This window comes from Colwellia sp. 1_MG-2023 (assembly GCF_030546755.1).
Taxonomy (GTDB): domain Bacteria; phylum Pseudomonadota; class Gammaproteobacteria; order Enterobacterales; family Alteromonadaceae; genus Thalassotalea_H.
The window spans coordinates 179,253-194,251 of the sequence record NZ_JAUOPE010000003.1; the positions used below are offsets into that span (position 1 = coordinate 179,253).

General features: G+C 36.6%; 15 protein-coding genes and 1 pseudogene. 13 read left to right on the plus strand and 3 right to left on the minus strand.

Annotated elements, in window-relative coordinates; all coding sequences use genetic code 11:
- Positions 1–257 precede the first annotated feature (257 nt).
- The 9 genes from Q4493_RS04620 (at position 258) to Q4493_RS04660 (ending at position 9,178) form a co-directional block, all read left to right on the plus strand.
- Positions 258–1,337, plus strand: coding sequence for a pilus assembly protein PilM (locus Q4493_RS04620; protein WP_303449735.1), 1,080 nt, complete (start codon positions 258–260; stop codon positions 1,335–1,337).
- Entirely contained in the window at positions 1,325–1,900 is a 576-nt protein-coding gene (locus tag Q4493_RS04625) for a PilN domain-containing protein (RefSeq protein WP_303449736.1), read from the plus strand. Before Q4493_RS04620 ends, Q4493_RS04625 begins: the two co-directional genes overlap by 13 nt.
- Complete coding sequence (locus Q4493_RS04630; RefSeq protein WP_303449737.1) at positions 1,897–2,493, plus strand: type 4a pilus biogenesis protein PilO; 597 nt, start codon at positions 1,897–1,899, stop codon at positions 2,491–2,493. The genes Q4493_RS04625 and Q4493_RS04630 overlap by 4 nt, the downstream gene beginning before the upstream one ends.
- A complete protein-coding gene (locus tag Q4493_RS04635; RefSeq protein ID WP_303449738.1) occupies positions 2,490–3,026 on the plus strand; it encodes a pilus assembly protein PilP in 537 nt (178 codons plus the stop codon). Before Q4493_RS04630 ends, Q4493_RS04635 begins: the two co-directional genes overlap by 4 nt.
- 41 nt (positions 3,027–3,067) lie before the next feature.
- Positions 3,068–5,074, plus strand: a complete 2,007-nt coding sequence (locus Q4493_RS04640) for a type IV pilus secretin PilQ (protein ID WP_303449740.1) — start codon at positions 3,068–3,070, stop codon at positions 5,072–5,074.
- A gap of 143 nt (positions 5,075–5,217) precedes the next feature.
- Positions 5,218–5,736 (plus strand): shikimate kinase AroK, encoded by a 519-nt coding sequence (aroK, locus tag Q4493_RS04645; protein ID WP_303449742.1) that lies wholly within the window; start codon positions 5,218–5,220, stop codon positions 5,734–5,736.
- A 3-nt stretch (positions 5,737–5,739) separates the two neighbouring features.
- Positions 5,740–6,804 carry a 3-dehydroquinate synthase gene (gene aroB, locus Q4493_RS04650; protein ID WP_303449743.1) on the plus strand — a complete coding sequence of 355 codons (1,065 nt, stop codon included), beginning with the start codon at positions 5,740–5,742 and terminating at the stop codon, positions 6,802–6,804.
- 21 nt (positions 6,805–6,825) lie between these two features.
- Positions 6,826–8,310: an SPOR domain-containing protein gene (locus Q4493_RS04655; RefSeq protein ID WP_303449744.1), complete on the plus strand. Its 1,485-nt coding sequence runs from the start codon at positions 6,826–6,828 to the stop codon at positions 8,308–8,310.
- 40 nt (positions 8,311–8,350) lie between these two features.
- Positions 8,351–9,178 carry a Dam family site-specific DNA-(adenine-N6)-methyltransferase gene (locus Q4493_RS04660; RefSeq protein WP_303449745.1) on the plus strand — a complete coding sequence of 276 codons (828 nt, stop codon included), beginning with the start codon at positions 8,351–8,353 and terminating at the stop codon, positions 9,176–9,178.
- A 22-nt stretch (positions 9,179–9,200) separates the two neighbouring features.
- Here Q4493_RS04660 and Q4493_RS04665 read toward each other — a convergent pair whose 3' ends face one another.
- Positions 9,201–9,386 carry a DUF2970 domain-containing protein gene (locus Q4493_RS04665; RefSeq protein WP_303449746.1) on the minus strand — a complete coding sequence of 62 codons (186 nt, stop codon included), beginning with the start codon at positions 9,384–9,386 and terminating at the stop codon, positions 9,201–9,203.
- Between the two features lie 159 nt (positions 9,387–9,545).
- Between Q4493_RS04665 and Q4493_RS04670 the strand changes: the two genes are divergently transcribed.
- Complete coding sequence (locus Q4493_RS04670) at positions 9,546–10,697, plus strand: hypothetical protein (protein ID WP_303449747.1); 1,152 nt, start codon at positions 9,546–9,548, stop codon at positions 10,695–10,697.
- A 39-nt stretch (positions 10,698–10,736) separates the two neighbouring features.
- On the opposite strand, the pseudogene Q4493_RS04675 reads toward Q4493_RS04670, so the two are convergent.
- Positions 10,737–10,996 (minus strand): annotated as a pseudogene (locus Q4493_RS04675) (hypothetical protein); the annotation flags it as partial.
- 111 nt (positions 10,997–11,107) lie between these two features.
- The gene (locus Q4493_RS04680; RefSeq protein ID WP_303449748.1) at positions 11,108–11,782 is read right to left on the minus strand and encodes a TorF family putative porin; all 675 of its coding nucleotides are present in this window, start codon (positions 11,780–11,782) and stop codon (positions 11,108–11,110) included.
- A 415-nt stretch (positions 11,783–12,197) separates the two neighbouring features.
- Here Q4493_RS04680 and rpe point away from each other — a divergent pair, with 415 nt between their 5' ends.
- From rpe to Q4493_RS04695, 3 genes are all read left to right on the plus strand, one after another.
- Complete coding sequence (gene rpe / locus Q4493_RS04685; RefSeq protein ID WP_303449749.1) at positions 12,198–12,872, plus strand: ribulose-phosphate 3-epimerase; 675 nt, start codon at positions 12,198–12,200, stop codon at positions 12,870–12,872.
- 61 nt (positions 12,873–12,933) lie between these two features.
- Entirely contained in the window at positions 12,934–13,938 is a 1,005-nt protein-coding gene (trpS, locus tag Q4493_RS04690; RefSeq protein ID WP_303449751.1) for a tryptophan--tRNA ligase, read from the plus strand.
- A gap of 64 nt (positions 13,939–14,002) precedes the next feature.
- Complete coding sequence (locus Q4493_RS04695) at positions 14,003–14,911, plus strand: hypothetical protein (RefSeq protein WP_303449753.1); 909 nt, start codon at positions 14,003–14,005, stop codon at positions 14,909–14,911.
- The last annotated feature ends 88 nt before the right edge of the window (positions 14,912–14,999 follow it).

Sequence of the window (14,999 nt, forward strand, 5' to 3'; positions counted from 1 at the left end):
GTAGGTTTTTTAAAGACTCAACGCTGGGTAAATCACTTCTAAGAGAAAAGTACGTAATAACTAGGGCTACAAGGCCGAAAAGTGATAAAAATAGACCAATTTTTAGGAGTTTTTTGAATGAAAACAAAATTAAGTGCTCAATAAAATTTAAAAAAATTGCTGATTACTACTAGTATATCCTTTAAAAGCATGTAATAAATGTATTTATCTGGAAAATATAGCTATATTATTACAATAAAATGATCTAGTAGGAAGTTATGCTGAAAAATCTTTGGAAAAAGAAAACTTCTTTGGTTGTAGGGATAGATATTGGATCTCATTCTGCGAAAGCGGTATTAATCAATCAGGGCGCCGAGGGATATGTGTTAGAAGCAATAGCAACTGAGCTAATGCCCAGAGGTGCTATTATCGACAGAGAAATTCAAGATATTGAAGCCGTTGGCAACGTTATCGCAAAACTACGAAGCAAAATTACTGCTTCTGCTACCCAAGCAGCCGCCGCTGTTTCTGGTCAAACCGTTATCACTAAAGTTATTTATATGGATGTCTCGCTCAATGAGCAAGAATTAGCGAGTCAAATAGAAATTGAAGCCGACAGTTTAATTCCATACCCACTTGATGAAGTTAGTTTAGATTTTGAACCATTAGATGTGAATGAATCTGATCCTACCAAAATAAATGTTTTATTGAGTGCCGCTCGAACTGAGTCGGTTGAAGCAAGAGTGTCAGCTTTAGAAGCCGGTGGTTTCACTACGAAAGTTGTTGATGTTGAATCATACGCGGTAAGTCGATCGTATGATTTGATTTTACCTTTACTCCCTGATGACGCGATCGATAAAACCGTTGCCATTGTTGATATTGGCGCAATGATGACACTTTTTTCAGTGTCTCATGCGGGTGAGCACTTATATAGTCGCGATCAAATGTTTGGAGGTGAACAATATACTCGCTCCATCGTCTCTTATTATAATAAATCCTTTGAAGATGCTGAAGCGGCTAAAGTCAGCAATGATTTGCCACCTAATTACACTTTTGAAGTATTGGCACCTTTTCATACGGTTTTGGTGCAACAGATACGACGTGCTATTCAAATGTTTTTAACTTCAAGTGGCAAAAATAAAATCGACTATTTAGTGATATCTGGTGGATGTGCTCAAGTAGAAGGCATTCATGAATTACTGAATGAAGAATTAGGTATACATACGGTTATCGCTAATCCGTTTTCTCATATGGCGCTTTCTTCATCAATTAATGAACAAGAATTAAATCAAACTGCATCACAGTATATGGTGGCCGCGGGTTTAGCTTTAAGGAGTTTTTCTACATGGCACATATAAATTTATTACCATGGCGAGAAGAAGCCGAAAAAGCGAAGCAACGAGAATTTTTTACGATATTAACTGCTATTGCTTTAGGGGCGTTCGCCGTTGTTTTTTTAGTCAGTCAAGTTTATCAAATGCGTATTGATGGGCAAAATAGTCGTAATCAATTTATAAAAAATGAGATTGCAGTTTTAGACGCTCGTATCAGCCAAATTAAAACGTTAAATGAAAAGAAAAATGAATTGCAAAAGCGCACTGCGGTTGTTGAACAACTTCAACGCAGTCGTAACGTTGGTACACAAGTGCTTGATGAAATAGCGAAAGTTGTACCGACGGGAATATATCTGATTAAAATGGAAAAACAAGGAAGTAGCTTACAATTAATCGGTAAGAGTGAATCGAATAACCATTTAGCGAATATGATTAGAAAAATTGAAAGTTCAGATTTATTCACGGACGCGGTTTTAGAATCGATAACTGCTAACGATGCGCAAAGTAAATTATTAAGTGATTTTAAAATGCGGGTTCGAATTAAAGGGTTAACAGATGTTGCTAACACTCAAGGAGCAAGCAAGTGAATATAGATTTTTCACAATTCGATAACCTTGAATTAGACAACCTTGCCCAGTGGCCACCTTTGGCAAAAGGCGTCTTTTCTGTCTTTATTGCTATTGTCGTGCTTGGTTTAGGTTACATGTTTTTGATCAGCGATAAAATTGATACCTTGAATCGAGTGGTTGCCGAAGAAACAACATTAAAGCAGCAGTATCAGGCTAAGTATCATATTTCAGCTAATTTAGAACTCTTTAAACAGCAAATGATAGAAGCCGAAGAGCTTTTTGCAACACAATTGAAAAGTTTACCGGAAAGTCATGAAACTCCTGGTTTACTTGATGATATTACTTTTGTAGGTACTACGAGTGGTCTTAATTTTGTTAAATTAAATTGGCAACCAGAGATCACTCAAGAAATATATATCGAATTACCAATAGATATTGAAGTTATTGGTACTTACCATGAGTTTGGCAGCTTCGTTAGTAAAATAGCGGGTTTACCAAGAATTGTAACTCTTCATGATTTTGATATTGATATTAATAAAGAAGCAAACGGACAATTGAATTTAAAATTACAAGCCAAAACTTATCGTTATTCGGAGGCTAAAGTAGAATGAAAAAATTAGCCATTTTAATCCCTCTATTTTTTATTGCTGGGTGTTTTGATGATACAAGTGATTTAAAAGCGCATATTGCAGAGGTTCAAGCGAATACACCTAAACAAATTGATCCTATGCCGTCTGTACCGGTTTTTCATCATTTCGATTATTCAGTGAGTTCGCTTCGTAGTCCATTTGATATACCTAGGCCTGAAGCTATTCAAGAAAAAATTCAACAAATGTCAGGGTGTTTAAGTCCTGATCCTCGTCGAAGAAAACAACCCTTAGAAAAGTTTTCTTTAAGCGATTTGACGATGCGTGGAACCTTAGGTGAATTAGGAATAACCTGGGCATTAGTTGAAGCATCAGATGCGACCTTGCATCGTGTTGCGGTAGGTAATTATCTTGGTTTATACCATGGTAAAATTACCGAAGTCAGTCAAAATAATGTTAAAGTGATCGAATTAATTCCAGATGGTGCAGGGTGTTGGGTTGAACGCGAAACTGTTGTCGCTATGGTTGAGTCAGGTTCAGAGGGGCAAAGGAAGTGATGTTGCAATTTATTAGAATAATTAGAAAATTAAAGATAACTATGTTTAAAAAAATTGCCACTACGTTGGCACTTACTCTTTTTTCATATACCGCGATAGCTGCTGAAATTACTGGTGTTAGCTATAACACAATGCAAAATGATGAAATAGAATTAGTGTTTATTTTATCAGAAAACATTGTTTCGCAACCTACTATTAAAACGTCAGTAAACCCTGCACGTATTGATATTACATTTGAGGCAGACAGTTATGACGAACAATTAGCAAAGACTATTGTGGCTCATGCCGGTGTTAAAGAAGTCACCATTCAAAAATTATCTGGAAAGATTGTCGCTTCTGTTCATTTAGATCAATTATCTATCTTTGATGTCAGTCAAAGTGAGAATCAATTTAATTTATTATTAAATAAAGGCAATGTCGCATCGTTAGGTAATTTAACACCAGTCAAATCAGAATTTATTAATAATATTGCGTCAATAGATTTTAAACGTGGTCAAGGAAATGAAGGTCAGTTACTTGTGTACTTAGACGACAGCATGGTTGCTGTTGATGTAAGTGATCGTTTAGGTAAAGTGTATGTTGAATTTCATAACACGAAAATTTTAGATGACTTGCTTTATACCTTAGATGTTACCGATTTCGGTACGTTAGTAAAAGGTATTGAAACGTTTAGAGAAGGTAAAAATGCACGTTTAGTGGTTGATATTGCAGATAACTTTACTTTTAAGCATCAGCAGTTAAATAATGTGTTTTCTTTAACAGTCACAGAGAAAGTGAAAGTACCTGGTTATTTAGGTGACTCTGAAGATTTCTCTGGCCGCGCAATTTCTTTAAATTTCCAAGACATTCCTGTTCGAACCGTACTTCAAATTATTGCTGACTATAATGGATTCAATTTAGTCACTAGTGATACGGTAAATGGCAATATAACATTACGACTAGACGGTGTTCCTTGGGATCAAGCGTTAGATATTATCTTAAAAGTAAAAGGTTTAGATAAACGTATGCAGGGCAACATTTTAATGGTTGCCCCAAGTGATGAATTGGCTGCGCGAGAAGCTAGGGAATTGCAAGCTAAACAACAAGTGGCGGAATTAGCGCCATTATATTCTGAATATGTCCAAGTCAATTATGCGAAAGCGATTGAGTTTGCGGCCTTGATTAAAAGTGAAGACAATTCAATTTTATCTCCTCGTGGTAGTGTCAGTGTTGATGAAAGAACCAATACCTTACTTATTCGTGATACAGCAAAGAGTATCGAAGACATTAAACGTATGGTTAGTGTGTTAGATATACCTGTACGCCAAGTGGTTATTGAATCAAGAATGGTGACAGTTAAAGATAACATCAATGAAGAGTTGGGTATTCGTTGGGGAGTTACTGATACTGATGGAGAGTTTGCTTCTTCCGGAGGAATAGGTGGTGCCGACTCTGCAAATGGTGGCGTTGTACCAGCACTTGCTGATAGGTTGAATGTTAATTTACCGGTTGCTAATCCTGCGGGTAGTATTGCTTTCCAAGTAGCGCGACTTGCCGATGGTACTATCTTAGATCTTGAATTAAGTGCCATGGAAAAAGAAAACAAAGGTGAAATCATTGCTAGCCCGCGTATTACTACGGCAAATCAAAAAGAAGCGTATATTGAGCAAGGGGTTGAAATTCCTTATCAAGAAGCAGCATCAAGTGGCGCTACCGCAACGCAATTTAAGAAAGCAGTGCTTAGTTTAACGGTTACCCCACATATCACGCCTGATGATAGAATTATTCTTGATTTAGTGGTTACACAAGATACCGTTTCAGACGTGCAAAGTGGTTCGGCCCCTGCGATAGATACTCAAAGAATAGGGACACAAGTATTAGTCAACAATGGCGAAACTATAGTGCTCGGTGGTATTTATCAACAATCAATCATCAGCAGCGTTTCAAAAGTACCTGTATTAGGTGATATTCCATATTTTGGCTGGATGTTTAGAAATAGTAATAACTTTAATGAGAAAAAAGAACTACTTATTTTTGTTACACCACGCATAGTTACTGAAAGATTTTAAATTATTTGCAAGTAAGCTGTACTTTTGTACATTGCTTACTTGCAATTCATACCCAACAATTGCGATAATTACGCCCTTAAAATTTTCGAGGGAGGTTCCCTCTTACCTGTAAACGCAATTTAAACGAGTATTAAGTTAGTCTCATGGCAGAAAAACGTAACATTTTCCTAGTAGGACCTATGGGTGCAGGCAAAAGCACAATAGGTAGAGAATTAGCTGATAAGCTTCATTTAGAATTTTTTGACTCTGATCAGGAAATAGAGCGCCGTACTGGTGCAGACATCGCTTGGGTTTTTGATCTTGAAGGCGAAGAAGGTTTCCGTAAAAGAGAAGAAACCGTGATTGATGATTTATCAGAAATGCAAGGCATTGTCTTGGCTACGGGTGGTGGCTCAGTGATAAGCGATATCGTTCGTAATCGCTTATCAGCACGTGGTATTGTGGTTTATCTTGAAACCACTATTGATAAGCAAGTGGCTAGAACTCAGCGTGATCGTCGACGTCCGTTATTACAAACGTCAGAAGACCCTCGTACCGTATTAGAAAACTTAGCAGTTGAACGCAATCCTCTTTATGAAGAAATTGCTGATGTTATCGTTCAAACCGATGACCAAAGCGCTAAAGTTGTTGCTAATAAAATTGTTGAGCGACTAGATTTCTAAACTATGGCAACCCTAAAGCTTGACTTAGGTGAGCGCAGTTATCCAATCTATATAGAGAGTAATTTATTTAACCAAGATAATTTACTCTCTCAACATATTCGCGCAAAGCGGGTGTGTATTGTCACGAATACTGTTGTAGCACCACTTTATCTTGAAACTCTCAAAGCTAAATTACTTGACTATCAAGTTGACGAAGTGATCCTTGATGATGGTGAAGCAGAGAAAAATTTAGCCAATTTCGACAAGATAATGTCGCACTTATTAGCGAATACTCATGGTAGAGATTCTACCTTGATTGCATTAGGCGGTGGTGTTATCGGTGATATCACTGGCTTTGCTGCAGCTTGTTATCAACGCGGTATCGACTTTATTCAAATTCCAACTACATTATTATCTCAGGTAGATTCTTCAGTTGGTGGGAAAACCGCGGTTAATCATCCTTTAGGAAAAAATATGATCGGGGCTTTCTATCAACCGAAAGCCGTGATAATTGATATTGATAGTTTAACAACCTTACCTAAAAGAGAGTTTTCAGCAGGAATGGCTGAAGTGATCAAGTATGGCATTTTAGGTGACGGTGAATTTTTTGCTTGGTTAGAAGCTAATACCGAGGCGATTAAAGCCGGTGAACAACCTGTTTTAATTCAAATGATTGAAAAATGTTGTCAGTGTAAGGCCGATATTGTTTCGGCTGATGAAACTGAAGCAGGCGTTCGAGCATTACTGAATTTAGGGCATACTTTTGGTCATGCGATTGAAGCTGAACAAGGTTACGGAAACTGGTTGCATGGTGAAGCTGTAGCCACTGGCATGGTACTTGCTGCAAAGCTTTCAGTAGCAATGAATTTGCTAGAAGTGTCAGAACTTCGTCGTATTGAAAAACTATTAACAGATTTTGAATTGCCATTAATAGCGCCAGAAAACATGGGCTTTAATGAATTTATTAAACATATGCGCCGCGATAAGAAAAACATTGGTGGTAAATTACGTTTAATTATCCCAACTGCAATTGGTAAATCAGTCATGCGTGACGATATCAACGAGGACATGCTTCAGCAAATTCTGTAAAAATTTACAGATAGGTGAAATATGTCTTCGTTAGCGCAAGCTCTTGAAACTCCAACACAACCAGAAAGCGTCACAACTATTAGTGCAACCGCACGTGTTGATTATATTTTACGATTTTCAAAACAAGCCGTTATGGTGGTGGATGAACAAATAGCTCTTTGTTCAAGTGTTGGTAGCCAATTTCTCAGTAACCTTTCGCCAGATCATAATGCCGCATATATTACTATGTCGGCAAAATTAAATAACCTACAAGTACGTTGCCGTATCATTGAACAACTATTTGGTAATACCCTTTTTGATCCAGAGCAATCGGTTGCTGTAAGCTTAATTAATCTTGTTAAAAAGCATCAGCAGCCAGTGAGTATAGTTATTGATAATGCCCATTTATTGTCATTACAATTAACTCATGAATTGTGTCAATTGGCAGAAATTGCCAAAAAATCAGATCATCACATTAGTATTTTAATGTTATCAACGCCGCAAGGTGGATTAAAAATTTGTGAGAACCAATCTTTATTCCATAAAAAATTAGCGATAATTTCGGCTCAAACAGGCCAGTTGATTTCACATAATGCTAAACAGTTTAAACCACCTAAAAATTATTTAGCCATCACTCCAATGAAAAAGTGGTTAGCATTTTTTGTTGTATTGTCTTTAATCGCAGCAGGAAGTGTTTATGTATTATTTAAACGAGACGTTTTTGGTTTTAGTACCACAATTGCTCATTTAACGGGAACGGAAAACATCACGAAAAGTGAAGCGGGACAAACTAAGGATACATTTGTTCAAGTGACGGATAAGGTTGTTATATCGGCTCCTTCACAAGCTACAGCATCGGATATTTTTAGCTCTTTAATGGAGCAACCATCCGTAAATGCTATTATCGGGGAAAAGATCCCTCAAGCCGCTCAACCCGTTGATATTATTAATGCGATTGAAGCTTATCATCAAAACCTTGATGAAAAAATTACAAATGAAGCTGTATTAACCCGTGATGAGAATAATGAAATCACGCAAGCATCAATAGCACCAAATAAAGATGTTGTTACAGAGGTAGAAAAACAACCAAAATTAATGGCTGAAATTAGTGTTGAGAATATCGAAGCTTCTGTGGAACCTCTGACTAATGATCAAATTGGCGAAAATCAACACTTACCCATAACAGAACCTGCGAAGATCAATGGTCAATACCAAGGTCAGGAGCAAGGTTTTGTGATTCAAATAGCAGGATTTACCCAACAAAATGTTTTGAATGAATTTTTGGCGGAATATCAAGGCTTGTCCTTTTATCAATACCAACGTTTAGTTAATGATGAGACGATGACCATAGTGACGAGTCAATATTTTCAAGACCGCCAACAAGCAGAACTAGCAATTACTCAGCTTCCACAAACGATCAAAGATAGATCGCCATGGATCAAAGCTATAACCACGATTAATGATGAAATCAATCGCTTTCAACGCTCCCAATCAGTAGAGAATCAAGTTACAATTCCCGCATCTTAGCCTTTGAAGGCTAATCTGTCGTATTAGGGTGTTGAGCTAAATGGTAAAAAAACATCGAGCGTTTTTAAAGTGGGCTGGTGGAAAATACAGTCTTAGCGATGTTATTAATAAAATGCTACCACCGGGAGATAGGCTAATTGAGCCTTTTGTCGGTGCTGGCTCAGTTTTTTTAAATAGCGATCATCAAAGTTATATCTTAAACGATATCAATAAAGATTTGATTAACTTATATCAGATCATTCAAAGTAAACCTCAGCAATTTATTGAGGACGCTAAAAAGATTTTCTGTCCAGAAAATAATCAAGCCGAAGCTTATTATCATTTACGGACCGAGTTTAACGCGACGGTTGATAAATATTATCGTTCGCTACTTTTTTTATATATGAACCGCCATGGTTATAACGGCTTATGTCGATATAATAAATCTGGAGGTTACAATGTCCCTTTTGGAAAATATAAGAAACCCTACTTTCCGGAAGATGAATTGTGGTTTTTTGCTGAAAAAGCTCAAAATGCCATCTTTATTTGTGAGAGCTATCGACAAACATTTGCGAGAGCTGAAAATGGCGATGTTATTTATTGTGATCCACCCTATGTGCCGTTAAGTAAAACTGCCAGTTTTACCAGTTATGCAGGAAATGGTTTTGGTTTAGATGAGCAAGCAGACTTAGCGAATGCGGCAGAAGAAATCGTCGAAAATAAAGATGTTAGTGTGTTAATTAGTAATCATGACACAATATGGACTCGCAAGATTTATCAGGGCGCCAATAAAAAGAAATCGATTCAAGTGGCGAGAACCATTAGTCAAAAGGGGGGAGGACGAAAAAAAGTGGCTGAGTTAATGGTACTTTATAATGCTAAAAAATAATGACAATAAGCTGAAAAATTGCTTAGTTTAGCACGATAGAAACTATGCTGATCAAAGCACCTATAAAGATAATTACGCCAAGCAATCCAATAATAACAAAGTGGCTGAACTTGCCTTCAGTAAAATCTTTTTCCCTGTTTTTATCACTTTGGACGCCTAAAAATGCTGAAGCAACACTTTTAATGGTGTTTCGTATCTTCTGAGTCATTCTTTTCCCTAATACTGTTATGCATCACTTTGATAGTAAACTAAAGACGTAATCTAAATGCAAGTATTTAAACACTTTTTATTTGTTAGCTCGTACTATGGTTATGTAGAAAATTTGTGTATATTCAGCCACTAAAAATACTTATTAAAAGGATTTTCAATGACATTGATAAATAAGCCGAATAATTTTAGAAAAATAATGTGGCGAGTTTCTCATGTTTTATCGCTGATTTTTCTAGTAGTTATTGTGCTAACTTGGCTGCATGTCGATAACCATTATCAGCCGAATATCGATCAGCTTATATCCACAGAAGCTGCTCAAAAGAGTCTTACTGATAAATTACAAAATACACCTGGGTTTAGTAAACAAGAGGTGACCTTCATTCCTACCGGTTTTTTTATTCAATCTCTCGCGTTCAAAAGTTCAAATGACGTTAACGTAACAGGTTATGTATGGCAAACACTGCCAACTGAAGATAACAATAGTCAAACGTTGCAACCCAGTTTTATATTTCCTGAACAAGTAGCAGGTTCTGAATTGGAGTTGAAATATCAGCAAACAGTTGAGGGTGGCACGGTTTATGGCTGGTTTTTCAATGTTGTGTTAAGACAAAACTTTAACTATTTAGATTATCCATTAGATCATAAGACAGTGTGGATCAGAATTTCTCCTAAAATTTCAGAACGGAATTTGATTTTTACGCCAGCGTTAGATAACTATAAATCAACCCAATTGGGTCAATCATTTGGCATTGAACAAGATTTAGTGTTGGGTGATTGGCAAGTTGATGAGACTTTTTTCGACTTTAAAACGATTCATTATGATACCGATTTTGGGACAAGTTTTAATTTGCAAAAATATGAATACCCAGAACTTTACTTTAATGTAGTAATGAAAAGAAAATTCTTAAATGCCTTTATTATTAACTTAGTACCTTTATTAACGGTAGCAACCTTGTTATTTGCTTTATTAATGACGGTAACAGCAGAGCCTAAAAAAAGAGAGTCGTTAGGGTTTAATTTTACCGGTGTTATTTCAATTGTTTCTGCGTTGTTTTTTGTCGTATTAATTTCGCATATTCAATTACGCGAGCAATTTTCTGAAGATGGCATCGTCTATATCGAATATTTCTTTTTATTGATGTACTTCTTAATGGTGATGCTAATTATTAATACTTATTTCTTTTCACAAGGAAAAGCGGTTACGTCAAAATGGATAATGGTGGAAGATAATTTATTGCCTAAGCTGTGCTTTTGGCCTTTTACTTTAGGTGTTATGGCATTGATAACCTTGATTAAATTTGTACTTTGAAAAAGTATCTATATGCAATAGCTCAATAAAAAACGCATAGTTAATATTAGGGGCTGTTGATCTTTCGATATTGTTTTTGCAGCATTTTGTTGGGTATTTATACAAGGCAGAGCTTTTGTAATATGGTTATTCCACATAAAAAGGCGATAAAGACTTTATGCTCCTGCAAAGTCACCTTACCTCACATCCTTGTGGGGCAACGCCGTAAAAATGACCAACAAACGCTGTCCGAAGGATTCGGCTAAAATCGTTTTACTCTTTGTTGAGTAGTATTTGCTTAGAATGACTAGGCTACACACAACTCGCCGCGATTAAAACGATTTTATCTCGAACAAAATTTAACCTCGAAAGAGCAACAGCCCCTATGCGTTTTTTAATATTTAGCGTCGAAATACGTTAAAAATATTTTCTTAGAAAGAGGCGCCGATACTTAATACTAATGATTCTTCGCCTTTGCCTGTTTCAACATCTAACTCTTCTGAATTAGAAATTAATGCAACACCAATATCAAAACCAGAAATTGACGTGCCGTAACCAAGCTCTACGTATTCACCGTCAAAATCTTTACCCCATGAACCAAGCGTTGCGTATAAACCTGACTCACCTTCTACAGTTAATGAAACAAAATCGTAGTCAGATTCATCAATACCTAAGTCTTTGTCTTCTTCGTGAGTACCAACATTGTATGAAAGTGAAAACATACCATAAGCAGCGCTTAAGTTAATTTCGTTATACGCTGAATCAAAATCACCTGTGTATTGATACGTAGTGAAACCAGCACTTAAGCTAATACCGCTATCTGTTTCTATTCCGTAACCCGCATAAAAATCAATTTCGATGCCGTCTTGTACATCTGCAGCCCAAGTTCCAGCGTAAAAGCCACCTTTTTCAAGGTCTAAGCCACCGCTTGCTGAAGCTGTAGTGGTTTGTGCAATACCACGGAAAAAGTATTGTGATACAACGCCAACGTTGCCACTTAATCCTTCAATACCACCAAGGCCTTCTTCGGCACTAGCGTTAAATGAAGCGATTGAAGCTGTTAAAAGAGTTGAAGAGAGTGCGATATTTAATAGTGTTTTTTTCATGTGATTCTCATTTAGTTTATTTTTGTTACTTTAAGATTGCAAAGAGAGTGCCTGAATAACAAAAAATATATTTCATATAAAAATCAATTAATTAAGTGTTTTTTATAAAAAATGACTAATTTGCGATGATCAATAATAGTGCGCGTGTTTCAACAATGCTCAAAAAAGGTGCATTATTATTGATGACTAATCATAGGATAACTTTTATCTTTTCGTTAAATTATTCAAGAAATACGTTAAAGATGAAATGTGAAAAAATGACTTAAAATATTGAGTTTAAACAAGCAAGAGCAAGCATTTTTATCATTAAGGGTAAATGTATAGCCTGCAAAAATAAAATAGCCAAAATTGTCTTTATGCTTCATTTTTAGTCGTGTTTTAGGTAAAGTAGCGCTGTTTTTTAAAGGGGAAAATAATGTCTTCATATTTAATTGCGCCATCCATACTTTCAGCTGATTTCGCTCGTTTAGGCGAGGATGTGGCAAATGTTCTTGCAGCGGGGGCTGATGTTGTACATTTTGATGTCATGGATAACCACTTTGTCCCTAATTTAACTTTTGGTCCAATGATCTGTCAGTCTTTACGAGACTATGGCATTACAGCTCCAATTGATGTGCATTTGATGGTTAAACCTGTAGATAGTCTTATTCCTGGTTTTGCAAAAGCAGGAGCTGATATTATTACTTTTCATCCTGAAGGCAGTGATCATATCGATAGGACATTACAATTAATTAAAGATCATGGCTGTAAAGCCGGCTTAGTATTAAACCCTGCGACCCCTTTGCATTGTTTAGATTTCGTCATGGATAAGCTCGACGTCATTTTATTAATGTCTGTGAACCCAGGCTTTGGCGGACAGTCTTTTATTCCGACAACTTTAGAGAAAATAAAGTTAGTTCGCGAAAAAATTACTGCTAGTGGTCGAGATATTCGATTAGAAGTAGATGGTGGTGTTAAAGCTGATAATATTGCTGAAATAGCCGCCGCGGGTGCGGATATGTTTGTTGCTGGTTCGGCTATATTTTCAAAACCCAATTACCAACAGGCAATTGATGAAATGCGAGCTCAACTCGCGACAGTGAAAAAATAATCTAAAATTGATCAAGTAAATCAATTTTTATCAAAAATCGTTATTTAGGTATAGAAATCTCATGAGCAAACCTGTTGTATTAAGTGGCTGTCAGCCATCGGGCGAATTAACTATTGGTAATTATTTAGGTGCACTTAAGCAGTGGGTAAATATGCAAGATTCGCATCATTGTTATTACATGTTAGTAAATCAACATGCTATTACTGTTCGCCCTGATCCTGCTGCCCTACGCAAAGCAACGCTTGATGGTTTAGCTTTATACTTAGCATGTGGGGTTGATCCTGAGAAAAGCACAATATTTATACAGTCTCATGTGCCTGAGCATGCTCAACTGAGTTGGGTTTTAAGTTGTTACACCCAAATGGGTGAGTTAAATCGAATGACTCAATATAAAGATAAGTCACAAAAATCTGAAGCGAATATGAATTCGGGATTGTTCACTTATCCGGTATTAATGGCAGCGGATATATTATTATATCGTGCGGATCGTGTGCCTGTTGGCGATGATCAAAAGCAACATTTAGAGTTAGCGCGTGATATTGCTACCCGTTTTAACAATATATATGGTGATGTTTTTGTGGTGCCTGACCCATATATCCCTGAGCATGGGGCTCGTGTGATGAGTTTACTTGAGCCGACTAAGAAAATGTCAAAGTCGGATACCAACCCAGGTAATTTTATTGGCTTGTTAGAAGATCCAAAGAAAATCGCTAAAAAGATTAAACGAGCAGTAACTGATTCCGATGAGCAAGCCCGTATCTATTTTGATATTGAAGAAAAACCAGGTGTATCTAATTTATTATCGCTTTTATCCTGTGCTACAGGACAAAGTGTTGAGCAATTGCTGCCACAATACGAAGATAAAATGTATGGTCATTTAAAAGGTGATGTAGCAGACGCGGTTGTAGCAATGCTAGAGCCTATACAAGAAAAGTATCATCAGTATCGTAATGACCAAGCATTAATGGAACAAGTCATGCGTAACGGCGCTGAAAAAGCCTCTGTGCGTGCCAGTAAAATTTTGACCTCAGTTTATGATGCCGTTGGTTTTATTGCTAAACCTTAACGTTTGCGATAAACGTCTATACTTAATAGGTATTTCTGCATATAGCAAATAAAAGGATAAAGTATTGAAAACACTAAACCGTTATCATGTAATGTCTGTTTTCTATATTTTATCCTTATCGATTGGATCTGACGTATTTGCCAGAGCATTTGAACAAGCGGTTCAAAACAATGACAAAAAACCGCTTATTTGGTTAGTGGAAGACAAAAAAGAAAATCTTAACCTGCTCACTATGAGTGCGCCAACGACGTCAGTTGCTACCTATATCGAAAGTCGTGTTATCGGCCAATTAAAGCAATATGATATTGTTGTTCAACGCATGTCGATAAAGCGTATTGAGCAAGTCCTTCAAACCACACCGAATGCATGTGTGGCAAACCGAGCAAAACTTGAATCGCGTCAAAAGTATTCTTTATTTTCAACACCACAAGCATTTTATTTAACCCATAAACTTTTTCGTTATAACCAGCGCACGCCACTCGATGAACAACTATTTAATGCTGATGGAGAAATCACCAGCCTTAAAGCAGTATTTGATTACACACCTAATGAAATTATAGGACTTGCTAGCGGGGTTTCTTTTGGACCATTTCTAGATATTGAAGTGGGTAAATTAGCAAAGAAAAATATTTATTTTCGCGGTGGAGTAAACCGAGTTACCGCACTTGAAGCTATGCTATATGCTAACCGAGTAGATTATTTATTGGCATTGCCTATTGATATGAAGCCTAATCAAGCTCAAAAAGCTTTATTAGAACAACATGCCATAGCGGGCGCGCCACCGTATTTGATTGCTCATATTAGTTGCTCAAAAAGTCAGGAAGGGGCTGCAGCTATTAATGCCATAAATGATATTTTAGATAAAATGTATCGCGGTGAAGATTACTATTTAGCCCATAAAAAATGGTTTCCAGAGCAGGACTTAATTAAATTACAGCGTTATTTAAAAGAAAAGTTTGTCAAAACCCCTTAGTTAAATACCCCAATCTATGAGTACATTCTATGCGTATCTCATTGAGATTTTATCGTATTTTTTATCATGAAAATTAGAGCAATTAGCG